This window comes from Clavibacter sepedonicus, from assembly GCF_000069225.1.
GTDB lineage: Bacteria > Actinomycetota > Actinomycetes > Actinomycetales > Microbacteriaceae > Clavibacter > Clavibacter sepedonicus.
Window position 1 is genome coordinate 1,391,526 of record NC_010407.1, and the last position, 21,665, is coordinate 1,413,190.

The following is a 21,665-nucleotide window of genomic DNA, read 5'->3' on the forward strand; positions in this document are numbered from 1 at the left end:
CCTCAGCGGGCTCCGGCCCGAGCGCGTCCCGTCGCGTCACGGCCTCGGCCACTCATGCCGGATCGCCTCCGCCGCGTACGGCAGGAGGCCATGCAGCTGCGTGTGCAGCAGGAGCTGGGCGTGCTCCTCGTCGAGGTCGAGCAGCGTGCGGATCCGCGCCACGGCCTCGGCCCGGGACGCGACCGCGGCCAGCTCGGAGACGAGGGGCACGAGCGCGTCGGCGGCGGCGACCCGCGTCCGGAGCCAGGAGATGCGGGCGTCGTGCGAGCGGCGCATGTCCGAGTCCGTCGGCGGCCGTTCCGACCTGTCGACGGGGCGGCGGCGGGCGATCGCCTCGGCCGTGACATCCACGCGCAGGGGCCCCGCCGTGCGCGCGGACAGGCCGACGAGCGCGATGTGGAGGTCGTGCGGGCCGGGGCGGAGGGCGGCCCAGTCGCCGGCCGTGATCGCCACCGGGATGCGCGTCCGGTCTCCCGGATCCAGCGCCACCGCAGCACGCTGCCCGCCCGCGACGGCGAAGGAGATGCCAGGCGCGGGCGCATCGGGCTCCGTGAACGCTCCGATGGCGACGAAGGCGTCGCCCTCCCGTGGGATCCACCGCCCGGCGCCGACGTTCACCACGTCGATGACCGCGGCCTCCGGGTCGCCGTCGTGCGTCATCACGGTCGGCCAGCGCAGCTCGAGGGAGGTGCCGCCGTCGTCCGGGGATCGGGGGTCTGCGGAGGTGGTCACGCCCCAGGCTCGCATGCGCGCATCCGTCGATGCGCGGCTCGGCAGCTCAGCGCTCGGCGGCCGCCGTCTCGCGCGGCGTCGGCGGGGACGCGTCCGTGGAGGCGCGCGCGGGCTCGTCCGCGACGGTCGCCTCATCCGCCTCGTGGTCGTCCCCGCGCCTCCCGCCCCGGGATCCCGCGGGCCGCACGCGGCTGAGCGCCACGACGAACGCGGACACCCCGCGAGCACGCCCGCCACGAGCGCCAGCCATGCGGTGATCTCGTACGGGACCCCGACCTGCGCGGGATCGAGGAAGAAGTACGGGTACCAGCCGACGCGCGGGCCGCGGTACTCCGTGAACGCGCACCAGGCGATCGGGAAGAGCATCGCCCAGCCGACGGCCTTCCACGTGACGCGCGGGCGGCCGGGCGCGAGGGTCCAGTCGAGGAGCGCGTAGGCGGGGATCACGAAGTGCAGCAGCCGGCTCGACCACGGCACCTCCACGTAGTAGGCCTGCGAGCTCGACTCCAGCACGATGAGGCCGAAGACCACGCCGGACACCACGACGTAGCTGAGCACGACCGCGCGCACGGCCGCCATGAGCTCCGGCTCGACGCGGCCGCGGAGCGCGTGCAGCCCGGACGCCGCGAGCACGACGGCGCCCGCCATCCCGCTCTGCGTCGTGAAGTAGCTGAACCAGTTCTCGGCCGCGAACGTCGTGAAGCCCTGCACGTAGTCGAAGTCCGCGACGAGCGCGGTGACCACGACGAGCGCGGCGACCAGGCGCACTCCACCGAGGATCCTCTGCACGTGACTCCGATCGCGGCTGACTCCGGACATGCCCGCCCAGCCAGTCTACGAACGAGGTCTCACGATCGGCTCCGTGCCCTCGCGCGTCGCGGGCGGGAGCGGCAGGATGACGCGCATGAGCCCTTCATCGCGATCCACCAGCCAGCAGGTGCAGTTCGGATCCTTCGGGGGCGTCGACGTCCTCGAAGTCGTCGACATCCCGCGGCCGTCGCCCGGCCCCGGCGAGGTGCTCGTCGAGGTCTTCGCGGCGGGCATCAACCACATCGAGGCGTACATCCGGCAGGGCCGCTTCCCGGACGAGGTGCCGACCGCCTTCCCCAACGGGCAGGGCAGCGACTTCGCCGGATGCATCGCCGCGGTCGGCGAGGGCGTCACCCGGTTCAAGAAGGGCCAGGACGTCCTCGGCCACACCGTCATGGCCGCGCACGCGACGCACGTGGTCGTGCCCGCGGGCAACGTGGTCGCGAAGCCCGCGCAGCTCCCGTGGGAGGTGGCCGGCGGCCTGTTCCTGGCCGGGCTCGTCGCGCACGACGTGCTGCACGCGATCACGGTCGGCGAGGGCGACACGCTCGTCGTCACCGCGGCGGCCGGCGGGGTCGGCAGCATCGAGGCGCAGCTGGCCATGCGGCGCGGCGCCCGGGTCATCGGCACGTGCGGAGAGCGGAACTTCGACTACCTGCGCCAGATCGGGGTCACCCCCGTGGTCTACGGCGACGGCCTGGCCGACCGGATCCGCGCGGCCGCCCCGAACGGCGTGCAGGGCTTCGTGGACAACTTCGGCGGCGGCGAGCACGTGGCCGAGGAGCTGGGGGTGGCGGGCAAGCGCTTCAGCTCGAGCGACGACCGCCGGGCCATCGAGCTCGAGGCCGTCCTGCCGCCCGTCGAGGAGGACGACGTGCACCGGTCGCGCACGCTCGCGACGGTCGCGGACCTCGCGGCGAAGCGCGAGGTCGACGTGCTCGTCTCCGGCTTCTACCCGCTCTCGGAGGTGCAGCACGCGTTCGATGACCTCGAGCGCCGGCACGCGCGCGGCAAGATCGTGCTCGGCATGCGGCCCGTCCACTACCCGGGCGACCGGCGCAGCACGGCGAAGGCGCGCGACGTCGCGGACGGTCGCGCCTGACGCGCCGCGCGTGGCGGGCGCCGGGTGACGCCCGTCGCGGTCAGCGCGCGACGACCTCGGCGGGCTCCGGCTCGGCCGGCGACTCGATGTGCGCCTCGCGCCACCGCAGCAGGTCGCGCACCGCGGGCGACTCGTCGCACTCGAGCATCGCGACGGCGGTGCGCGGCGTCTGGTCGTTGACGGCGAGCCAGGAGCGCACGCGCTCGGAGGTGTCGCCCACCAGCATCGTGAGCACGGCCGCCGGAGCGTGGGGGTTGCGGGCGAGGCACGCGCGGACGCCCTCGTCGGCATCGCGCGCGAGCGCCCGCTGCACGTCGAGCGGCGCGTGCAGGCTGCTCGCCACGCTCTCCCGCACCTTGGGGTCGCGGTGCTCGGCGAGCGGGCGCAGCCGGCGGATCTTGCTGGGCGTCACCTCGGGCGCGGGATGCAGCGCGGCGGCCTGCTCGGCGGTGAGGACGGCGGGCGCGGTCCGGTGCAGGGCCTCGAGCTGCGCGGCGGTGGTGAACCTGATGCACGACATGCCCCGACGCTATCGAAGGTGCCCGTGAGATGGTGGATCCATGACCGCCGAACGCCCGCCCGAGCCCCCGCGGGGGGCCCATCGCGACAGCGGCGACGTCTGGGTCGAGAGCCCCGAGGGGCAGCGCTTCTGGGGCGCGTTCGGCGCCGCGGGCCTGCTCGTGCACGACCCGGATCGCGGCGTGCTGCTGCAGCACCGCGTCGCGTGGAGCCACCACGGCGGCACGTGGGGCCTGCCCGGCGGCGCCCGGCACGCGGGTGAGTCCGCCATCGACGGCGCCGCGCGCGAGGCGGCCGAGGAGGCGGGTGTGCCGCCCGCGGGGATCCGGCCCGTCCTCGCCACGGTGCTCGACCTCGGCTTCTGGAGCTACACGACCGTCACCGCCCGCGTCCTCCGCCCGTTCGAGCCGCGCGTCGCCGACGCCGAGAGCATCGAGCTGAGCTGGGTGCCGGTCGACGAGGTCGACGCCCGGGAGCTGCACCCGGGCTTCGGCCGGGCCTGGCCGATGCTGCGCGGCGAGCTCGCGCGCGAGGTCACGCTCGTCGTCGACACCGCGAACCTGCTCGGGTCCCGGCCGGACGGCTGGTGGCACGACCGGGCCGGATCCACCACCCGCCTCCTCGTCGAGCTCGACGGCTTGGCGCGCGACGGCCTCCCCGCCGCCGACCTCGGGCTGCCGGGGGACGTCAGGTGGCCGGAGGTCGTCGCCGTAGTGGAGGGGCACGCGCGGGACGCGGCGCTGCCGTCGCCCGCGCAGGACGCGGCCCCGCCCGTGCTCCGGGCACCCGGCATCTCCGTGGTCGCCGCGCCCACGGACGGCGACGGCGAGATCTTGACCGTCGTCGCCGCCGCGCGGGACGCCGGCCGGGACGTCGTGGTGGTCACGGCCGACCGCGGGCTCGTCGCGCGGGTCGAGGAGCTCGGCGCGCGGGCGACGGGGCCCGGCCGGATCCGCGCGCTGCTCGACGCGCGCGCGGACCGCGACGCGGCGCTAGGTGTACTGGGTCATGACGTTGGTGACACTCGGGCCGCGGGCGTGAGCCCGTGGCTTGAGTGGATTCGTTCAGTGTTGTAGTGCTCGATGAAGGGGTCAAGCGCGTCGGCGCGGTGTTGGTTGCTGGTGAAGGGTTGCCGGTAGGCCCACTCGGTCGCGAGGGTCCGGTTGAAGCGCTCGACCTTGCCGTTCTGCCAGGGGCAGTGCGGGCGGATGAACTTCTGCCGCGCGCCCAGGTCCTGGACGGCGTTCTTGAACGCGGTCGAGTGCCGGTAGGCGAACGCGTTGTCCGTGATGACCCGCTCGATCCGGGTGATCCCGCGCCCGGCGAAGTACGCCGCTGCGCGGGTCAGGAACCCGGCCGCGGTCGCGCCTTTCTCATCGGGATGGATCTCCGCGTAGGCGAGACGGGTGTGGTCATCGACCGCGGCATGGACGTAATCGAACCCGATCCCGCGGCCGCGGACCTGCTCGCTGCGCCCGTGGACCCGCCAGCCGCCTCCGTCCGGGATCCTCCCGAGCTTCTTCACGTCCACGTGGATCAGATCACCCGGATGCTCGTGCTCATACCGGTGCGCCGTTGACCGGGATGCCCGGATCACGGCCCCGGTGACGGGGTCCAACCATGCCAACGGCGGCGCCCCGTGCCGGCGCAGGATGCGGGAGATCGTACGGGATGGAACACCTGTCACCGGCGCCAGCCGCGCAGGACCCGCCCGCAACTGGGCCCGCGCTTCCAGCACGGCCCGTTCCCGCTCCGGGCTCGTTCGCCTCGGTACTGACCGGGGCCGCGATGACCGATCCGTCAGCCCTCGCAGCCCCTCGGCACGGAACCGGTTCACCCATCGATGCGCGCACTGCCGCGACACCCCCAGCTCCCGCGCGACGTGCGCGACCGGCCGACGATCCTCCACCACCCGCCGCACGAGGAGAACCCTCCCGTGAACCGTCAGACGAGCATTACCGTGGGACATCGAGGCCTCCTGGCGATGGTTGAACTGAACAGCTCCATCAAGCCAGGAGGCCTCTTCACACGCCCCGAAGTGTCACCAACGTCACGGCCGAGTACAGCTAGGCGGCCGGAGCGGGCTCGGCCGGAGCGGGCTCGGCCGGAGCGGGCTCGGCCGGAGCGGATCCGGTCGGCTCGGCCGACGGGAGCGCCGCCGAGGTCGCGTCCACGACCCCGGCGCGCCAGAGCGTGTGCAGGGCCTCGGCGGTCCTGCGGTGGCGTGCGGCGAGCACGCCGCCCGACGCCGGGAACAGCGTGTCCTCGCCGTCCGCGTCGAGCACCACGCCGCCCGCCTCGCGCACGATGAGCGTCGCCGCGAGGTGGTCGACCGGCCCGAACGAGCCGATGACCGCGCCCGCGCCGTGGCCGAGCGCGATGCCGGCGACCGTGAGGGTGCCGGAACCCATGATCCGCGTGGTGCAGTAGCGCGCGGCGAGCGCGTCGAGCAGCGGCAGCATCCCGGGCCACGGCGCGTGCCCGGCGAGCTCGGTGCTCACCATCCGGCCGCGGAGCGGATCCGCGTCGGGCGCGTGCACGCCGCCGGGCGTCGCCGCCAGGTCGAGGCGCGCGTCGGCGGACCAGGTGCCCTCGCCGGCCGCGGCCTCGACGACCGTGCCGCGCCAGGGATCCGCGACGACGCCCACGACGGGCTCGCCGTCGACCACGAGGGCCAGCGAGAAGCTCGTCCACGGCACGCCGTTCGCGAGGTTCGCGGTGCCGTCGACGGGGTCGAGGTACCAGCACGGGCGACCGGGCACGGCCTCGCCGCCGTACTCCTCGCCGACGAGCACGTGGTGCGGGAACTGCGCGCCGACCACCGCGCGCACGTCGCGCTCGACGGCCCGGTCGATCTCCGTCACGTGGTCGGCGGGATTCGCCTTCGTCGTGACCGCGCCGACCGCGTGCGAGCGGACGTGGTGCACGGCGCGCGCGGCGAGGTCGCGCGCCGCGGCCCGGGCCCGGGTCCGCTCCGCCTCGGGGGCGGTCGCACGGGCGTCCGCCGCGGCGGGGTCGGCCCGCCGGCGCGCGAGCACCTCGAGGAGCGTCGTCAGCTCGTTCGTGGTGATCGCGTCCACGCCGATCGACGCCAGCCACTCCATCTGGGCGGGCTCGTCGACGGTCCAGGCGGCCACCCGGGCGCCCAGCCCGTGGACGGCGTCGACCAGCGCGCGGCCGACGACGAGGTGCGGCATGTTGACCACCGCGGGCCGGAGCTCGGCCAGGTCGTCGGCGGTGGGCGGCTGCGGGTCGGACCACGGCAGCCAGATGACGGCGGCCGGGTCGAGCTCGCGGATCACGCGCATGCCGTCGAGGTGCCCGCACCAGGCGACCCGCGGCGTGCGCGGCGCCGCGGCGACGACCGCGTGGGCGGCGGCGGCCGGATCCCCTGACGCCATGTCGATCACGAGCTCGACGTCGGTGCCCGCGAGGAGCTCGAGCGCCTCGGCCAGCAGCGGGATCCGTGAGGAGCCGCCGCCGAGCGCCCGCGCGTCAGCGAGGTCGAGGTCCGCGATCCGCGCGTCGACGCCCCAGAGGCGCTCGAGCGTGTCGTCGTGGAGGAGGACGACGTGGCCGTCGCGCGTGACGTGGACGTCGACCTCGATCGTGCGCGCTCCGGCCTCGGCCGCCGAGCGGATGGCCGTGAGCGTGTTCTCGCGGTGCCGGGAGGAGTCGCCGCGGTGGGCGGTCGCCGCGGTCATCGGGCGTCGTCCGTCGCGGACGTGGCGGGCGCGCTCGCGGTGGTGGCAGCAGGTGCAGCAGGTGCAGCAGGTGCAGCCGGTGCGACGGGCGCGGCGCCCGGCGCCCGGTCCGGCACGAGGATCCCGTCCCGGTAGTGCCGCACCTCGCGGAGCGTCACGGTGCCGGCCTCGCCGATCGCGGGCGCGGATCCGGTGACGAGCGCGCGCACCTCCACGCCGCCTGCGTCGAGCACGAGCTCCTGGAAGTGGCCGTGCGGCAGCACGCGTCGGACGACCACGGAGGTCGCGTCGGCCGCGGGCTGGGACCCGCGCGGCGCGTAGTCGACGTCCTCCGGGCGGACCGCCCAGACGTCGGCGTCGGCCGAGGTCGGGACGAAGGCCGCGGGCGCGACGGCCGTGAGGGTCTCGGGCGTCGTGCCCTGCAGGCGCGGCGCGGGCAGCAGGTTAATGCTGCCGATGAACGACGCGACCACGAGGGTCCGCGGCCGCGCGTACAGCTCGGTGGGGGCGGAAACCTGCTCGATGCGGCCCTGGTGCATCACGGCGACGCGGTCGGAGATGGCGAGCGCCTCGTCCTGGTCGTGCGTGACCATGACCGTGGTGATCCCCAGCCGCTGCTGGATGTCGCGGATCTCCTCGCGCACCTTCACCCGCAGCTTCGCGTCGAGGTTCGACAGCGGCTCGTCGAGGAACAGCAGGTCGGGCTCCTGCACGATCGCGCGGGCGAGCGCCGCGCGCTGCTGCTCACCGCCGGAGATGTGCGCGGGCCGCGAGTGCGCGTGGTGCGCGAGGTTCACGGTCTCGAGCGCCGCCATGACCCGGCGGGCGACCTCGTCCTTGGGCAGCTTCCGCAGCGTGAGCGGGAAGGCCACGTTCTTGAAGACGGTGAGGTGCGGCCAGAGCGCGTAGTTCTGGAACACCATCGCGCTCGGCCGCTTGTCGGGGCCGGACGCCGTGACGTCGCGGCCGCCGATCACCACGGATCCGCGGTCGGGCTCGAGGAATCCGGCGATCATGCGGAGCGTGGTGGTCTTGCCGCAGCCCGACGGCCCGAGGAGCGCGACGAGCTCGCCGCGCGCGACGTCGAGGTGGAGGTCGTCGACGATGGTGCGGCCGCCGAGGTCCTTGGCGAGCCCGGCGACGACGAGGCCGGACGGGGCGGCCGTCGCGGTGCCGTCGTCGTGCGGGCGCGACGGGGCGGCGATCGTGGGGGAGGGTGCTGATGCGGTCATGGCCGGCCTAACGGATCTGGAAGCCCTCGGCCAGACGCCCGCCCATGATGTGGCGGCGGGCGAGCAGGAGGAGGGCGACGGAGGGGACGGAGAGGAGGATCGCGAACACGGCGGCGACCTGCTTCGGGTGGTTGAGGACGAGTGAGTACATCTCGGTCGGCATCGTCATGTAGACGGGTGCGCCCACGAGGTACGTGCCCTGCGCCTCGTCGAACGCGGCGAGGAACGACATGAGCACGGCCACGAGGATGCCCGGCAGCGCGAGCGGCAGGGTCACGTGCAGGAACGTCCGCACCCGCCCGGCGCCCGCGTCGCGCGCGGCCTCCTCGAGGGAGCGCGGCACGGCGCTGAAGGCTGCGGCCGGGATCCAGGTCATGAACACGACCGTGCCGATGAGCTGCACGATGACGATGCCCGTGATCGTGTTCATGAGGTGGAGCCCGTAGAACAGCGACGCCATCGACACGAAGAGCCCCATCTTGGGGAACGCGTTGGTGGCGAACAGTCCCACCAGCAGGATCCGCCGGCCCGGGAACTGGAACCGGGAGAACGCGTAGGCCGCCGGCAGGCAGACGAGCGCCGAGACGAGCACCGTGATGGGGGCGAAGTACAGCGAGTTGCGGACGGCCGCGGCGAGCTCGGCGTCCTCGAACACGACGCGCCACCAGTCGAGCGTGAGCCCGGCGGGGACGAGGCTCGGGTAGTCCCAGCTCGTCGCGAACGCGTGCACCGCGAGCCACAGGAGCGGGCCGAGGATGAAGACCGCGACGACCGCGAACAGCGCGGCCTGGATCCAGCCGCGGACGGAGAGGAGCGCGCGCATCAGACCCGGCCCTCCTTCTTCGCGGAGCGGAAGTTGGCCCGCACGTAGAGGAACGCGATGCCGGACGCGAGGACGAACACCACGACGGCCATGACGATCGACTCCTGCGGGTGGTTGAAGCCCGTGAAGTACTTCGAGATGTCGACGCCGAGCATGCTGGGCGCGTTCGGTCCCGTGAAGTACGGCACCGTGAAGGAGCCGAGCACGCCGATCGCCGTGAAGGTCGTCGCGATGACGAGCGGGATCGCGGCGAGCGGCACGAGCACGCGCGTGACGATGGCCCACGTCGATGCGCCCGCGTCGCGGGCGGCCTCGATCATGGCGTCGGGGATGCCCTGCACGCCGGACGTCGCCATGAGCGTGGCGAACGGCAGGCTGGTCCAGACGGATCCGATCACCACCGCCACGGTCGTGTAGCCCCACGTCGGCCCCTCGAGGCCGACGAGCGCGAAGACCGTGCGCACGAAGCCGTCGCCCGAGTAGAAGGTGAGGATCGCCCACGACGCGATGACGACGGGGATGAAGAGGGGCACGATCGCGAGCCCGGCGAACAGCGACGCGAGCCGGCCGCCGCGGAGGCGCAGGTTGAGCGCGATCGCGAGCGACAGGGCGATGACGATCGCGGTGGACACCACGGTCACGAGCACGGTGACGCCGAGGTCACGGAGGAACCGCGGGTCCGTGAACACGTCGACGTAGGCGTCGAACGTGCCCCACCAGCTCGTGGCGGTGCGCGTGCCGAGGCCGATCTGGGCGATCGTGCTGTTCAGCCCGCCCGTGTGGCCGAGGCTGAAGCCGATGGCGAGCACGACGGGGATCCCGACGAACACCGCGAGCAGCAGCGCGGGAGGGAGGGCGAGAGCCAGGCCGACGCCGGCGCGGCGGGTCTCCGGGGAGACCCGCCGCGCGCGGGCGGCCCGGGCGGCGGGGGCCGCCGTCCGGACGTCCGTCACTGCCCGGGGACCTTCTGGTCCCACAGGTTCGACATGTCCGACGCCATCTTGCTGTAGTAGCCGGGGCGGAGCGTCGACGGGTCGGCCGAGGCGAACTGGGCCTTGAGGTCCTCGGGCACCTGGTCGAGCGAGATCACGGGGTAGCCCGCGATGGTGCTGGCGATGATGCCCTGGCCCTCGGCGGAGAGCACGTAGTCGGCCAGCTTCTGCGCGACGTCCGCGTGCTCGGCCGTCTTCGGGATGCCGAGGAAGGACGCGCTGCCGGTGAACGCCGGGTCGGAGATCTGCGCGTACTTCACGGTCGGCGGCAGCGTGCCGGACTTCTGGGCGGTGATGACCTGGTCGCTCCAGACCGGGGCCATCTCGATGGCGCCCGTGCCGAGCAGGTCGAGCACCTGGTTGTTGCCGTTGGGGTAGACGCCGCCCTGGTACATGGAGGCGTTCAGGTCCTTGAGCTCGTCGAAGCCCGCGTCCCACGCGCTCTCGAGCGACTGGTCGTAGCCGGTCGTCATCTTCTCGCGGGTGGCGTCGTCGACGTGGGTGTCGAGGACGGTCGTGACGAAGGCCTGGCCGGATCCGCCGGTGGAGGGGGAGTTGTAGGCGAACTGGCCGGGGTTGTCCCGGATCCAGGAGAGCAGGTCCGCCAGGGTCTTCGGCGGGGTCTGCACCTTCGTGGAGTCGTAGGCGAGCAGGACGGAGGAGGCGCGATAGGGGATCCCGAAGCCGCCGCCGGACTCGACCGTCGAGTCAGGCACGGTCGCGAGGTTCGGGATGGTGTCGGCCGAGACGGGGGCGAGGAGCCCGCCGGAGCCGGCCGCAGCGGTGAAGCCCGCGTCGATGAGGTCGTAGCCGGGGTCGGATCCGCCCTGCACCGAGCTCGTGAGCGTGGCCATGGTCTGCGCGTCGTGCTCGCCGTGGAGGTCGAGCGTCGTGGTGACGGACGCACCGGGGTTCGCCTTCTCGAACGCGGGGATGATCCCGTCGTCCCAGAGGGCCTTGACGTTGGTGTCGCCGGAGATGAAGACGCGGGCGGTGCCCGACGCGTCGGTGACGGCGTGGTTCTGGGCCTGGGCCTGCGTGCTCGTGGTGGGAGCGCAGCCCGCGAGCGCGACCGCGGCGGACGCGGCGGCGGCGAGGGCGAGGAGGGAACGGCGGGGGATCACGGGTCGGGTGTCCTTCTGCTGGGGGAGCGATGCGGATCGCATCGTTTCGATGGTCGGGTCCTCCGGTGGCCCGGACGTGAACGGAACGTTGCGATCCAGGTCCCCGAGGGCGAACGGGCCTGCCGGGGAGCCTCCTGTCAATAGGGTGGGCGGCATGAGGAGGAACTCGCCGCGCACCTCCGTGACCCTCGCCGACGTCGCCGCGCTCGCGGGCGTCTCCACCTCCACGGCGTCGCTCGCGTACCGCAGCACCGGCTCGATCACGCCGGCCACGCGCGCCCGCATCCTGCGGGCCGCGGCCAGCATCGGCTACGCGGGGCCGGATCCCACGGCCAGGTCGCTGAAGAGCGGCCGCACCGGCATCGTGGGCGTCGTGGTCGCGGGCAGCATCCGCCGGGCGTTCCAGAACCCGGTCGCGCTCGCGACGATGGCGGGCCTCAGCGAGGCGCTCGACGAGCTCGACGTGGGCCAGCTGCTGCTGCCGGGCCGCCGCGAGCCGCGCGAGGGATCCGCGCCCCTGCTCGAGGGCATGCCGGTCGACGCCGTGGTGTTCCTCACCCGCGGCGAGGAGGTGGACGCGCTCCTGCCCGGGCTGCGCGCGCCGGATCCCCATGGTCGGCGTCGAGGGACCGCACGGCGCGGGCGTCGCCGTGGTCGACATCGACGACGCCCGCGGGATGGGCGAGCTCGCCCGCCACGTGCGCGCCCTCGGCCACCGCCACGTCGCCGTGCTGATGCGCACCACCCGCATCGAGGAGGACGGTCCGCCCGGCCCCGTGCTGCCCGTCGGCCGCGACCTCGAGGACATCGTCAACCGCACGATCCGCGAGCGGCTCCGCGCCGCGTGGAGCGTCTTCCCGGACGCCGTCCGCGTGGAGGCGGGCGGGCGTGACCTCGAGGCGGGGGAGCGGGCCGCCGGCGTGCTACTCGACCTGCCGTCGCGGCCGACGGCGATCCTCGCCCAGAACGACATGCTCGCCGCGAGCGCCATCCGCGCCGCGACCGCCCGCGGGCTGCGCGTGCCGGAGGACCTCACGGTCACGGGCTTCGACGGCGCGCACCTGCCGTGGCTCGAGCGCCGCCTCACCACCGTCGAGCAGCCGCTGCACGACCGCGGCATGCGCGCCGGGCGCATGGTCGGCGAGCTGCTCGCCGGCCGGGCGCCGGCGAGCGTCGTCCTCCCGGTGCACGTGCGGATCGGCGAGACGGCCGCGGCGCCCGCCTGATCCGGGCTACCGTCCCGCGGGATCCGTCACGAAGTCGATGAGCTGCTCCACGCGGCCGAGGAGCGCCGGCTCCAGGTCCTGGTACGAGCGCACCTGCCCGAGGATCCGCTGCCACGCCCGCGCGATGTCCGCCTGCTCGTCGTGCGGCCAGCCGAGCGCGGCGCAGATGCCGTGCTTCCACTCGACGCTCCGCGGGATGACGGGCCACTCGCGGAGGCCGAGACGCCCGGGCTTCACCGACTGCCAGACGTCCACGTAGGGGTGCCCGACCACGAGCGCGTGCGCGCGGTGCGGCCCGCGCGCGACGGCCTCGGCGATGCGGCTCTCCTTGGATCCCGGCACCAGGTGGTCGACGAGCACGCCGACGCGCCGACCGCGGCCGGGCCGGAAGCGGTCGAGCTCCTCGTCGAGGTGGTCGACGCCCTCGAGGTACTCCACGACGACGCCCTCGATGCGGAGGTCCTCGCCCCACACCTTCTCTACGAGCTCGGCGTCGTGCCTACCCTCCACGAAGATCCGGCTGGGCAGCGCCACGCGGGCCTTGGCGTCGGCGACCGCGAGCGACCCGGACGCCGTCCGCGCGCGGCCGGCGGGCGCGGCGCGGGCCACGCGGAGCGCGACGGGCTCGCCCTCGAGCAGGAAGGAACCGCCGAGCGGGAACGTGCGCTGCTTCCGACGGAAGTCCTCGAGCACGACCATGCCGGACTCGACGCGCACGATCGCGCCGCAGAACCCGGTGGACAGCTCCTCGACCACGAGGTCGCGCGTCGCGTCCTGCGGCCGCGGGGCCTTCTTCGCGGGCCCGCGCCAGCCGGCGGCGAGCACGTCCTGTCCGTAGCGGTCGTCGTCGAAGGGGGGCGGAGTCATCCTCCGAGGCTCTCACGGGACGCGTCGCGCACCCGGTCGACGAGCCGACGCCACGGGCCGTCGACGGCGGCCTCGCCGAGGCGGGCCTCCCGGTCGCCCGCGCGCACGAGGTAGACGAAGCGGTCCGCGCCGGGAGCCGGCGCGACGAGCTCGTCCCACGGACACGCGTCGACGAGCGCGCTCCAGTCGGCCACGCCGTCCGCGTCGTCGTCCACGCGCACCGACCAGGTGCGGGTCATGCCCGCCACCCCGCCCGTGCGCGACACGGCGATCTCCACCTAGACCTCGATCCCGACGCCCTCCCACGCCGCCTGGACCGCGGCGACCTCGGACGCGTCCTCACCGTACCGCGCCGACGCGGCCTCGACAGTGGCCCCGGCGAAGGCCGCGAAGTCGGGGTCGGCGCGCACGGCGCCGGACTCGATCACGTCGTACCAGACGCGGCCCGCGCCCTCCCAGGCCGCGCCGCCGATGGCCGTGGCCGCGAGGAAGAACGCGCGGTTCGGGATCCCCGAGTTGATGTGCACCCCGCCGTTGTCCTCCTGCGTCTCCACGTAGTCGTCCATGTGCCCGGGCTGCGGGTCCTTCCCCAGCACGTCGTCGTCGTACGCGGTGCCGGGCGCGCGCATCGAGCGGAGCGCGAGGCCCGTCGACCGCTCCAGGAACAGCTCCGCGCCCACCAGCCACGTGGCCTCGTCCGCCGTCTGCCCGAGCGCGTGCTGCTCCACGAGCACGCCGAACACGTCGGAGACGGACTCGTTGAGCGCGCCCGACTGCCCCTGGTAGACGAGGCCGAGCGTCAGCTCGGTGACCCCGTGCGTCAGCTCGTGGCCGATGACCGTGAGCGACCGCGTGAAGGGCGCGAACACCTCGCCGTCGCCGTCGCCGAAGACCATGCGGGTGCCGTCCCAGAACGCGTTGTCGTACTCCTCGCCGTAGTGCACGGTCGCGAGCAGCGGCAGGCCGCGGTCGTCGAGCGACTCCCGGCCGTAGACCTCGGAGAAGAGCGCGTACGTGGCGCCGAGTCCCGCGTAGGCCTCGTCGACCTCGGCGTCGCCCGTGTCGGCGTCGCCCTCGACACGCACCGTGCGGCCCGGCAGCTCCTCGCGGTTCCCGGCGTCGGAGACGGTGCGGTGGATCCCCGACGGGTCCCTGTCCGCGAGCGCCGATGCGTCCGGCTCTGCGCCCGGCCCGCGTCGGTCGTGGATGAGCGGCCCCTGGTCGCGGAGCGCGCGGCGGGCCGCCTGCCGGGCGGCGGACAGGCGGTCGGGGTCGGCCTCGGCGAGGCGGGTCAGCAGGTACGGCGGGAGGATGGTGCGTCTCATGACCCGAGACTCGCACGGGGCGGCGACATCGTCACGGGCCGCGGTGGATCCGGCGCAGGGGTCCCGCCACCGCGTGCCATGCCGTACGGTTCGTCAGGTCGTCCAGCGGTACCCGAGCTCCGGCCGGCCCGGCGTCCCGTACCGCGGCACCCGCTCCACCTGGCCCACGTCGGCGAGGTACTCGAGGTACCGGCGCGCGGTCACGCGCGACACGTCGAGCGCGCCCGAGACCTCCGCCGCCGAGACGCCGCCGCCGAGACGCCGCCGCCGAGACGCCGTCGGCGCCGCTCCGTCGCCCCGCGTGATCCCGCGCACGAGGTCGAGCGTCTCCGCCGACATGCCCTTGGGCAGCCGGGCGTCGGACGCGGGGGAGCGCAGCGCGGCGAGCGCCCGGTCCACCTGCAGCTGCGTGGTGCTGCCGCTGCCCGCGCCGAGGCCCTCGCGGTAGCCGACGTAGGCCGCCATCTTCTCGGCGAAGGCCGCGAACGTGAACGGCTTGATGAGGTACTGCACGATGCCCGCGGTCACCGAGCTGCGCACGACGGCCTGGTCGCGCACCGCGGTCACGGCGACGACGTCGGTCGCGCGCCCCGCAGCCCGCAAGCGGCGGCAGACCTCGAGGCCGTGCATGTCGGGCAGCGTCATGTCGAGCAGCACCAGGTCGATCCCCTCGGGCCCGGCCTCCGCGACGAGCCGCAGCGCCTCGCCGCCGGTGTGCGCGACGCCCGCCACCTCGAAGCCCTCGAGCCGCCCGACGTAGAGGGCGTGGGCCTCGGCGGTCAGCGTGTCGTCGTCGACGACCAGCACGCGGATCACGCGCGCACCCCGCCGTCGCGGGCGTCGGCGTCGTCACGGTCCGCGTCCGCGTCCGCGTCTACTCCGTCGGCGACGTGCGCGACCGGATCCGCGGGCAGCACGACCCGCACGCGCGCCCCGCCCAGCCGCGCGTCGGCGTCGCCGACCTCGACCCGCCCGCCGAGCCGGGCGGCCGAGCGCGCCACGAGCGCGAGGCCCACCCCGCGCGGCCCCGCGTCGCCCGATTTGGTCGTGACCCCGAACTCCAGGACGCGCGGCCGCACCGCCGGATCCACGCCCGGCCCGTCGTCCGCCACCTCGACGACGAGCCCGCCCGCGTCGGTCCGCGACAGCGACAGCTCCACGCGTCCGCGGTCGTCCCCGCGCGCTGTGGCGGCGGACGGGTCCGCCGCCGCATCGATGGCGTTGTCGACGAGGTTCCCGACGATCGTCACGAGCTCGGTCGCGGGCACGCCCGGGTCGCCCGTGCCGTCGGCCACGCGGACGGACAGCGCCACCCCGCGCTCGGCCGCCTGCGCCGTCTTGCCGCGCACGAGCGCCCGCACGACGGGATCCGCGTCCTCCGCCAACCCGCCCTCGGACGCGCGCCGATCCGTCTCGAGCTCCGACGCCGCGAGGTCGAGCGCCTCGCGCGGCCGCTCCAGCTCGATGAGCGACACGATCGTGTGCAGCCGGTTCGCGAACTCGTGCGTCTGCGCCCGCATGGCGTCCGAGAGGGTCCGGAGCGTCGCGAGCTCGCCCGACAGGCGCTGGATCTCCGTCCGGTCGCGCAGCGTCGTCACCGTCCCGAGCCGCGCCGCGCTCCCGGTGCGTCCGGTGGGCAGCGCGGGCCGCTGCGTCACGACGAGCACGCGCCCGCTGGGCAGGTGCACGACCTCGTCGGCCGTCCTCCCGTCGACGAGCAGCCGCTCGATGGCCGGCGGCAGGCCCAGCGTGCGGATCCCCACCGGCCCGGCAGCCGGATCCAGCTCGAGGTCGAGTAGCTCGGCCGCCTGGTCATTGTGGAGCACGAGCCGCCGGTCGCGGTCGACGAGCACGATCCCCTCGCCGACCGAGTGCAGCACCGACTCGTAGTACGCGAGCATGCGCGCCATCTCCTCGGGTCCGAGGCCCCACGTGGTCCGCTCGAGCGACCGGCTGAGGAGCACGGCGCCGGCCGCGAGCAGGAGCGCCAGCGCCGCGACCGTGCCCACGAGTCCCGGGATTTTGGCGCCGAGCACCTCGGTGACGCGCTCCACAGTGACGCCGGCGGCGACCAGCCCCACGATGCCGCCGTCCGCGTCGCGCACGGGGACGACGGCGCGCACGCTCGGCCCGAGCGTCCCGGTGAAGGTCTCGGTCATCGAGCGGCCGGCGAGCGCGGGTCCGGTGGTGCCGAGGTACCTGCGGCCGATCTCGTCGGGGTCGGGGTGGGTCACGCGGACGGTGTCGCGGTCCATGATCGTGACGAAGTCGACCCCGGTGTCGCGCGTCACGTCGAGCGAGTAGTCGAGGAGGGCGCCCGTGGGATCCGCGGATGCGAGCCCCTCGGCCACCCGCGGCGAGTCGGCCACGGTGGTCGCGACGGCGAGGCTCCGGTCGGCCGCCGCCTGCTCGGCGCGCTGCCGCGAGTCCGACCACAGGGCCGCGGTGGCGACCAGGGCGACCAGCAGCAGGATCGCGAGCTGGACGACCAGCAGCCGCGCGGCGATCCCGCGGGGGAGGCCCATTCGCAGGCGTCCCGTCCGCGGGCGGCGCGTGCGGCGGGGCCGGTCGGCGAGCGCGCGTCGCGCCATGCTGCCTCCTCGCGTCCGCGGCCGGCACCCGGCAGGAACATTATGAACACAACGCCGGAGCGCTCCCACGCGTGGGCCATCCTGGCGGAGTCCGCCTGCCGCACCCGTGCGCCGGCGCCGCTCACGAGACAAGGACGTCCCATGACCAACCCCATCGCCGCGCTCCGTCGCCTGGACCGGCAGCACTACCTCTACATCGCGGTCATCATCGCGGTGCTCCTCGGCATCACCGTCGGGCTCGTCGCCCCCGACGTGGGCGTGGCCCTGAAGCCCATCGGCGACGCGTTCGTCGCCCTCATCAAGATGATGATCGCGCCGATCATCTCCTGCACCATCGTCCTCGGCGTCGGCTCGGTCGCGAAGGCCGCGACGGTCGGCCGCGTCGGCGGGATCGCGCTCCTCTACTTCATCGTCATGTCGACCTTCGCGCTCGCGATCGGCCTCGTGGTGGGCAACCTCATCCACCCGGGCGACGGCCTCGACCTCAGCGGCCTGCGCGCTCCGGCCGGCTCGACGGAGGCCACGGGCGAGACGGACTTCCTCCTCTCGATCATCCCAACGTCCCTGCTGTCGTCGCTCACTTCGGGCAGCATCCTGCAGACGCTGTTCGTGGCGCTGCTCGTCGGCTTCGCGCTGCAGCAGCTGGGGAAGCGCGGCGAGCCCGTGCTCGAGGGGATCCGGAACATCCAGATCCTCGTGTTCCGCATCCTCAGCATGGTGATGTGGGTGGCCCCGGTCGGCGCGTTCGGCGCCATCGCGGCGGTCGTCGGCGCCACCGGGTTCCAGGCGGTCATCAGCCTCGCGACCCTCATGATCGGCTTCTACATCACGTGCGCGCTGTTCATCGTCGTCGTCCTCGGCTCGCTGCTGTGGCTCGTCGCCCGCATCAGCATCTTCAAGCTGATGCGGTACCTGGGCCGCGAGTACCTGCTCATCGTGTCCACGTCCTCCTCCGAGGTCGCGCTGCCCCGGCTCATCGCGAAGATGGAGCACGTGGGCGTCTCGAAGCCCGTCGTCGGCATCACGGTGCCCACGGGCTACTCGTTCAACCTCGACGGCACGGCCATCTACCTCACGATGGCGTCGCTGTTCATCGCGAACGCGCTCGGCAGCCCCCTGGCGCTCGGCGAGCAGGTCTCGCTGCTGGTCTTCATGATCATCGCGTCCAAGGGCGCCGCGGGCGTCACCGGCGCCGGCCTCGCGACCCTCGCGGGCGGCCTGCAGTCGCACCGGCCGGACCTCGTGGACGGCGTCGGCCTCATCGTCGGCATCGACCGGTTCATGTCGGAGGCCCGCGCCCTCACGAACTTCACCGGCAACGCGGTCGCCACGCTCCTCGTCGGCACGTGGACGCGCGGCATCGACGCCGACCGCGTCGCCCTCGTCCTCGGCGGAGGCGACCCCTTCGACGAGAAGAGCATGGGCACCGAGCACGAGGCCGAGCTGAAGGCCCCGGCGGAGGCCCTGGAGGCCGACGTCACGCGCGCAGGCGACCTCGGCGACGAGCCGCGCACCTCCACCCGCTGACCCGGACCGGGGCCACGCCCGGGTGCCGCCCACCGTGGTCCCGGCCGTGTCCGATCCGTTACGCTGTCAGGTCACAGGAGGTACGACCATGGATGGACGCGAAGAGGGTCACGGCGCCACGCGCGTGCCCGAGCAGTACACGAGCACGGACACCACGGCGACCTTCCGCGATGAGCTCGGGGCAGCGCTCGCCGGCCTCGACGGCGCCGTCTCCGCCGAGGAGAAGGACGCCGTCACGGCGCTCCCGTCGGGATCCGCCCTCCTCGTCGTCCGCCGCGGCCCCAACCAGGGCGCGCGCTTCCTCCTCGACGCCGACGTGACGGTGGCCGGCCGCCACCCCGACGCCGACATCTTCCTCGACGACGTCACCGTGTCCCGCCGGCACGCGGAGTTCGTGCGCCAGGGCACGTCGTTCCAGGTCAAGGACCTCGGCTCGCTCAACGGCACCTACTTCGACGGCGTGCGGATCGACACCGCGCTCCTCCAGGACGGCGCGGAGGTGCAGGTCGGCAAGTTCCGCCTCACGTTCTACGCATCCCGCACCGACCTCGTCGGCCGGACCGCCGAGTAGTGCCGGCGTCCGCCGCCCGGTCGACGCCAGCCCGCACCCCCGGTCTCCTCAGCATCGGGCAGGTGCTGGCGCGCCTCACGCCGGAGTTCCCCGATCTCACCAACAGCAAGGTCCGCTTCCTCGAGGAGCAGGGACTCGTCCAGCCGTCCCGCACGGAGTCCGGCTACCGCAAGTTCAGCCCCGCCGACGTCGAGCGCCTCCGCACCGTCCTCGGGATGCAGCGGGACCACTACCTCCCGCTCAAGGTCATCCGCTCCTACCTGCACGACCTCGACGCCGGGCTCTCGCCCGCGCTCCCCGGCGGCGCGCCCGTCCCCTCCGTCTCCATGCTCGACCAGGAGCGCCGCTACAGCCGTGCCGAGCTCGTGCGCGAGTCCGGCGCCACCGCCTCGCTCCTCGGCGACGCCATCACGGCCGGCGTGCTCATGCCCGCCGAGGCGTACGGCGAGGAGGCGCTGCAGGTGATGCGCGCGCTCGTCGAGCTGCAGCGCACCGGCATCGAGCCGCGCCACCTCCGCGGCTTCCGCCAGGCGGCGGAGCGCGAGCTGAGCCTCATCGAGTCGGCCCTGGTGCCCGTGTCCCGCCGCCGCGACGCGTCCAGCCGCGCGCACGCCGCGGAGCTGGCGCGCGAGATCGCCACGCAGCTCGAGGTCGTCCGGGGGAGCCTCATCCGGTCCGCGCTCGGCCGGCTCTCGTCCTGAGATCGCGCTCGCGGGGACGGGCGCGGCCGGTAGGCTGACGTGTCCGCACGGGGACGTCCGCACGCCGGACGGATCCGTCGGGACCGGTCGATGCGCACCCCCGACGGGGGCGCGGCGGAGGGCCGGGACGACACGCCGGGCGCTTCCGCCGGATGTCGTTGATCGGGCCCGCGGGCCCCGCTACCGTGAGAACACGATCCCGACGAACCGACCCGAGCAGCGCGCGAACCCCACCGGGGCGAGCGCTGAGGGGTGGAAGGCAGAACGATGAGCGACTCCACCCCGGACTCCGGGCGCTACGACCTCGGTCTGCTCTTCACCGACGGCCTCCCCGAGATGGACGCGAGCGCGGGCTACCGCGGCGCCGTCGCCGCCCGGGCCGCGGGGATCACCTACCGCCAGCTCGACTACTGGGCCCGCACCGGCCTCGTCGAGCCCACCGTCCGCGGGGCCTCCGGCTCCGGCACGCAGCGCCTCTACGGCTTCCGCGACATCCTCGTCCTCAAGCTCGTCAAGCGCCTCCTCGACACCGGCATCTCCCTGCAGCAGATCCGCACCGCCGTGAACCAGCTCCGCGAGTCCGGCGTCGTCGACCTCGCGCAGACCACCCTCATGAGCGACGGCGCCAGCGTCTACCTCTGCACCAGCAACGACGAGGTCATCGACCTCGTCAGCCGCGGCCAGGGCGTCTTCGGCATCGCCGTCGGCAAGGTCCTCCGCGAGGTCGAGCACTCCCTCGTCGAGATCGACACGCAGACCGTTGACCCCACCGACGAGCTGGCTGCCCGCCGCGCCGTCAAGGCGTCCTAGGCCGGACGCCCGCTCCACCCGCCGACGCCCCGCCTCGGGCAGCGGCACGGGTCGCCCGCGAGCTGGGCGCGCAGCGGGGTCGTTCCCGTTCATCGGTGCGCGATCAGGGCCTCATCCGAGAGGGGGCCGAGCGCATCCGCCTCGGACGATGAACGCCGCCCCTCGAGGAGGAGCGGCGTCCGGGGAGCGAGCGGATCAGCGCGCGGCGTTCTCCGCGTAGTCGCCGATCTTCGCCGTGCGCATGATGCGCTCGAGCAGCTGGTCGAAGTTGCGCGCCATCTCCTGCGCGCTCTCGCCGGGCCACACGTGCAGCGGCTTGGCAGCACCCTGCGCCTGCTGGAGCGACGTGCGCTCGGGGAGCTGCGGGCTCAGCACGAGCGGGCCGAACATGTCGCGGAGCTCCTTGATGCGGAACTGGTGCTCCAGCGACTGGACGCGCGCGCGATTGACGATGATGCCGAGGGGCTGCAGGCGCGGCGAGAGGCCGCGGCGGATCTCCTCGATCGCGCGGAGCGCCCGGTCAGCCGCGGCGACGGAGAAGAGGCCGGGCTCGGTGACCACGGTGACCCGGTCGCTGGCCGCCCACGCGGTGCGCGTGAGGGCGTTGAGGGAGGGCGCGCAGTCGATGAGCACGAGGTCGTAGTCGGCCTCGACGTTGGCGAGCGCCTCCTCGAGCTTCCAGATGTCGCGGATGCTGGGGTGCGGGCCGTCGAAGTTGATGGCCGACGGGCTGCCGATCATGACGTCGATGGTGCCGGAGCGGCCCTTGGTCCAGCCGCTCGGCGCGATGGCCGCGCGGACGATCTTCTCCTTGGGCGAGGCGAGGACGTCGGCCACGTTGAGGTGGCCGGCGACCTGGATGTCCATGCCCGTGGACACGTCGGCCTGCGGATCGAGGTCGACCACGAGGGTCCTCAAGCCGCGGGAGAAGGCGGCGGACGCCAGTCCCAGGGTCACTGTGGTCTTTCCCACGCCCCCCTTGAGGGAGCTGACGCTCAGTACATGCACG

Annotated in this window: 22 protein-coding genes and 1 pseudogene; 8 read left to right on the forward strand and 15 right to left on the reverse strand. The window is 74.0% G+C overall.

Annotation, left to right across the window (positions count from 1 at the left end; all coding sequences use genetic code 11):
* Positions 1-36 precede the first annotated feature (36 nt).
* The gene (locus CMS_RS17830) at positions 37-1,521 is read right to left on the reverse strand and encodes a Pr6Pr family membrane protein (RefSeq protein WP_012298711.1); all 1,485 of its coding nucleotides are present in this window, start codon (positions 1,519-1,521) and stop codon (positions 37-39) included.
* A gap of 115 nt (positions 1,522-1,636) precedes the next feature.
* On the opposite strand from CMS_RS17830, the gene CMS_RS06580 reads away from it, so the two are divergent.
* Entirely contained in the window at positions 1,637-2,644 is a 1,008-nt protein-coding gene (locus CMS_RS06580) for an NADP-dependent oxidoreductase (protein ID WP_041464483.1), read from the forward strand.
* A gap of 40 nt (positions 2,645-2,684) precedes the next feature.
* Here CMS_RS06580 and CMS_RS06585 read toward each other — a convergent pair whose 3' ends face one another.
* Positions 2,685-3,164: a hypothetical protein gene (locus tag CMS_RS06585; protein ID WP_012298713.1), complete on the reverse strand. Its 480-nt coding sequence runs from the start codon at positions 3,162-3,164 to the stop codon at positions 2,685-2,687.
* A 40-nt stretch (positions 3,165-3,204) separates the two neighbouring features.
* On the opposite strand from CMS_RS06585, the gene CMS_RS06590 reads away from it, so the two are divergent.
* Entirely contained in the window at positions 3,205-4,239 is a 1,035-nt protein-coding gene (locus CMS_RS06590; RefSeq protein WP_012298714.1) for an NUDIX domain-containing protein, read from the forward strand.
* Here the strand turns inward: CMS_RS06590 and CMS_RS16555 are convergent.
* From CMS_RS16555 to CMS_RS06620, 6 genes are all read right to left on the reverse strand, one after another.
* On the reverse strand, positions 4,170-5,132 hold the full coding sequence (locus CMS_RS16555; RefSeq protein WP_012296866.1) for an IS481-like element IS1121 family transposase: 963 nt from the start codon (positions 5,130-5,132) through the stop codon (positions 4,170-4,172). The two genes, CMS_RS06590 and CMS_RS16555, sit on opposite strands and share 70 nt — an antisense overlap.
* Positions 5,133-5,229: 97 nt before the next feature.
* Complete coding sequence (locus tag CMS_RS06600) at positions 5,230-6,867, reverse strand: inositol monophosphatase family protein (protein WP_012298715.1); 1,638 nt, start codon at positions 6,865-6,867, stop codon at positions 5,230-5,232.
* Positions 6,864-8,099, reverse strand: coding sequence for an ABC transporter ATP-binding protein (locus CMS_RS06605; protein ID WP_012298716.1), 1,236 nt, complete (start codon positions 8,097-8,099; stop codon positions 6,864-6,866). Before CMS_RS06605 ends, CMS_RS06600 begins: the two co-directional genes overlap by 4 nt.
* A gap of 7 nt (positions 8,100-8,106) precedes the next feature.
* Positions 8,107-8,922: an ABC transporter permease gene (locus CMS_RS06610; protein ID WP_012298717.1), complete on the reverse strand. Its 816-nt coding sequence runs from the start codon at positions 8,920-8,922 to the stop codon at positions 8,107-8,109.
* Complete coding sequence (locus CMS_RS06615; protein ID WP_041464484.1) at positions 8,922-9,875, reverse strand: ABC transporter permease; 954 nt, start codon at positions 9,873-9,875, stop codon at positions 8,922-8,924. Before CMS_RS06615 ends, CMS_RS06610 begins: the two co-directional genes overlap by 1 nt.
* The gene (locus CMS_RS06620) at positions 9,872-11,194 is read right to left on the reverse strand and encodes an extracellular solute-binding protein (protein WP_223842774.1); all 1,323 of its coding nucleotides are present in this window, start codon (positions 11,192-11,194) and stop codon (positions 9,872-9,874) included. Before CMS_RS06620 ends, CMS_RS06615 begins: the two co-directional genes overlap by 4 nt.
* Here CMS_RS06620 and CMS_RS17835 point away from each other — a divergent pair.
* A pseudogene (locus CMS_RS17835) lies at positions 11,193-11,294 on the forward strand (hypothetical protein); the annotation flags it as partial. The gene CMS_RS06620 and the pseudogene CMS_RS17835 sit on opposite strands and share 2 nt — an antisense overlap.
* A gap of 53 nt (positions 11,295-11,347) precedes the next feature.
* Here the strand turns inward: CMS_RS17835 and CMS_RS17840 are convergent.
* Positions 11,348-11,569, reverse strand: coding sequence for a hypothetical protein (locus tag CMS_RS17840; RefSeq protein ID WP_223842747.1), 222 nt, complete (start codon positions 11,567-11,569; stop codon positions 11,348-11,350).
* An 80-nt stretch (positions 11,570-11,649) separates the two neighbouring features.
* On the opposite strand from CMS_RS17840, the gene CMS_RS17845 reads away from it, so the two are divergent.
* Positions 11,650-12,264 carry a substrate-binding domain-containing protein gene (locus tag CMS_RS17845; protein WP_223842748.1) on the forward strand — a complete coding sequence of 205 codons (615 nt, stop codon included), beginning with the start codon at positions 11,650-11,652 and terminating at the stop codon, positions 12,262-12,264.
* Positions 12,265-12,270: 6 nt separating this feature from the next.
* Here CMS_RS17845 and CMS_RS06630 read toward each other — a convergent pair whose 3' ends face one another.
* The 5 genes from CMS_RS06630 to CMS_RS06650 form a co-directional block, all read right to left on the reverse strand.
* A complete protein-coding gene (locus CMS_RS06630) occupies positions 12,271-13,131 on the reverse strand; it encodes a DUF3097 domain-containing protein (RefSeq protein WP_041464485.1) in 861 nt (286 codons plus the stop codon).
* Positions 13,128-13,409, reverse strand: coding sequence for a protealysin inhibitor emfourin (locus tag CMS_RS06635; RefSeq protein WP_012298721.1), 282 nt, complete (start codon positions 13,407-13,409; stop codon positions 13,128-13,130). Before CMS_RS06635 ends, CMS_RS06630 begins: the two co-directional genes overlap by 4 nt.
* A complete protein-coding gene (locus tag CMS_RS06640) occupies positions 13,410-14,456 on the reverse strand; it encodes a M4 family metallopeptidase (protein WP_012298722.1) in 1,047 nt (348 codons plus the stop codon).
* A 93-nt stretch (positions 14,457-14,549) separates the two neighbouring features.
* Positions 14,550-15,272, reverse strand: a complete 723-nt coding sequence (locus CMS_RS06645; RefSeq protein ID WP_012298723.1) for a response regulator — start codon at positions 15,270-15,272, stop codon at positions 14,550-14,552.
* Positions 15,269-17,047 (reverse strand): sensor histidine kinase, encoded by a 1,779-nt coding sequence (locus tag CMS_RS06650; protein WP_223842749.1) that lies wholly within the window; start codon positions 17,045-17,047, stop codon positions 15,269-15,271. Before CMS_RS06650 ends, CMS_RS06645 begins: the two co-directional genes overlap by 4 nt.
* Positions 17,048-17,188: 141 nt before the next feature.
* On the opposite strand from CMS_RS06650, the gene CMS_RS06655 reads away from it, so the two are divergent.
* The 4 genes from CMS_RS06655 (at position 17,189) to CMS_RS06670 (ending at position 20,656) form a co-directional block, all read left to right on the forward strand.
* The gene (locus tag CMS_RS06655; RefSeq protein WP_012298725.1) at positions 17,189-18,574 is read left to right on the forward strand and encodes a C4-dicarboxylate transporter DctA; all 1,386 of its coding nucleotides are present in this window, start codon (positions 17,189-17,191) and stop codon (positions 18,572-18,574) included.
* Between the two features lie 88 nt (positions 18,575-18,662).
* Positions 18,663-19,145 carry an FHA domain-containing protein gene (locus tag CMS_RS06660; RefSeq protein ID WP_012298726.1) on the forward strand — a complete coding sequence of 161 codons (483 nt, stop codon included), beginning with the start codon at positions 18,663-18,665 and terminating at the stop codon, positions 19,143-19,145.
* Positions 19,145-19,846: a transcriptional regulator FtsR gene (gene ftsR / locus CMS_RS06665; RefSeq protein ID WP_012298727.1), complete on the forward strand. Its 702-nt coding sequence runs from the start codon at positions 19,145-19,147 to the stop codon at positions 19,844-19,846. Before CMS_RS06660 ends, ftsR begins: the two co-directional genes overlap by 1 nt.
* Positions 19,847-20,113: 267 nt before the next feature.
* A complete protein-coding gene (locus CMS_RS06670) occupies positions 20,114-20,656 on the forward strand; it encodes a MerR family transcriptional regulator (protein ID WP_012038569.1) in 543 nt (180 codons plus the stop codon).
* Positions 20,657-20,851: 195 nt separating this feature from the next.
* Here the strand turns inward: CMS_RS06670 and CMS_RS06675 are convergent, their stop codons facing one another.
* Entirely contained in the window at positions 20,852-21,664 is an 813-nt protein-coding gene (locus CMS_RS06675) for a ParA family protein (protein ID WP_041464486.1), read from the reverse strand.
* Position 21,665: the final 1 nt, after the last annotated feature.

Coding starts and splice junctions, on each gene's coding strand:
- CMS_RS06650 (WP_223842749.1), bottom strand. CDS start 17,047: ATGGCGCGACGCGCGCTCGCCGACCGGCCCCGCCGCACGCGCCGCCCG.
- CMS_RS06585 (WP_012298713.1), bottom strand. CDS start 3,164: ATGTCGTGCATCAGGTTCACCACCGCCGCGCAGCTCGAGGCCCTGCAC.
- CMS_RS17840 (WP_223842747.1), bottom strand. CDS start 11,569: ATGCCCTCGAGCAGGGGCGCGGATCCCTCGCGCGGCTCGCGGCGGCCC.
- CMS_RS06605 (WP_012298716.1), bottom strand. CDS start 8,099: ATGACCGCATCAGCACCCTCCCCCACGATCGCCGCCCCGTCGCGCCCG.
- CMS_RS06610 (WP_012298717.1), bottom strand. CDS start 8,922: ATGCGCGCGCTCCTCTCCGTCCGCGGCTGGATCCAGGCCGCGCTGTTC.
- CMS_RS06590 (WP_012298714.1), top strand. CDS start 3,205: ATGACCGCCGAACGCCCGCCCGAGCCCCCGCGGGGGGCCCATCGCGAC.
- CMS_RS06630 (WP_041464485.1), bottom strand. CDS start 13,131: ATGACTCCGCCCCCCTTCGACGACGACCGCTACGGACAGGACGTGCTC.
- CMS_RS16555 (WP_012296866.1), bottom strand. CDS start 5,132: ATGTCCCACGGTAATGCTCGTCTGACGGTTCACGGGAGGGTTCTCCTC.
- CMS_RS06640 (WP_012298722.1), bottom strand. CDS start 14,456: ATGAGACGCACCATCCTCCCGCCGTACCTGCTGACCCGCCTCGCCGAG.
- CMS_RS06620 (WP_223842774.1), bottom strand. CDS start 11,194: ATGCCGCCCACCCTATTGACAGGAGGCTCCCCGGCAGGCCCGTTCGCC.
- CMS_RS06580 (WP_041464483.1), top strand. CDS start 1,637: ATGAGCCCTTCATCGCGATCCACCAGCCAGCAGGTGCAGTTCGGATCC.
- CMS_RS06670 (WP_012038569.1), top strand. CDS start 20,114: ATGAGCGACTCCACCCCGGACTCCGGGCGCTACGACCTCGGTCTGCTC.
- CMS_RS06600 (WP_012298715.1), bottom strand. CDS start 6,867: ATGACCGCGGCGACCGCCCACCGCGGCGACTCCTCCCGGCACCGCGAG.
- CMS_RS06655 (WP_012298725.1), top strand. CDS start 17,189: ATGACCAACCCCATCGCCGCGCTCCGTCGCCTGGACCGGCAGCACTAC.
- CMS_RS06660 (WP_012298726.1), top strand. CDS start 18,663: ATGGATGGACGCGAAGAGGGTCACGGCGCCACGCGCGTGCCCGAGCAG.
- CMS_RS17845 (WP_223842748.1), top strand. CDS start 11,650: ATGGTCGGCGTCGAGGGACCGCACGGCGCGGGCGTCGCCGTGGTCGAC.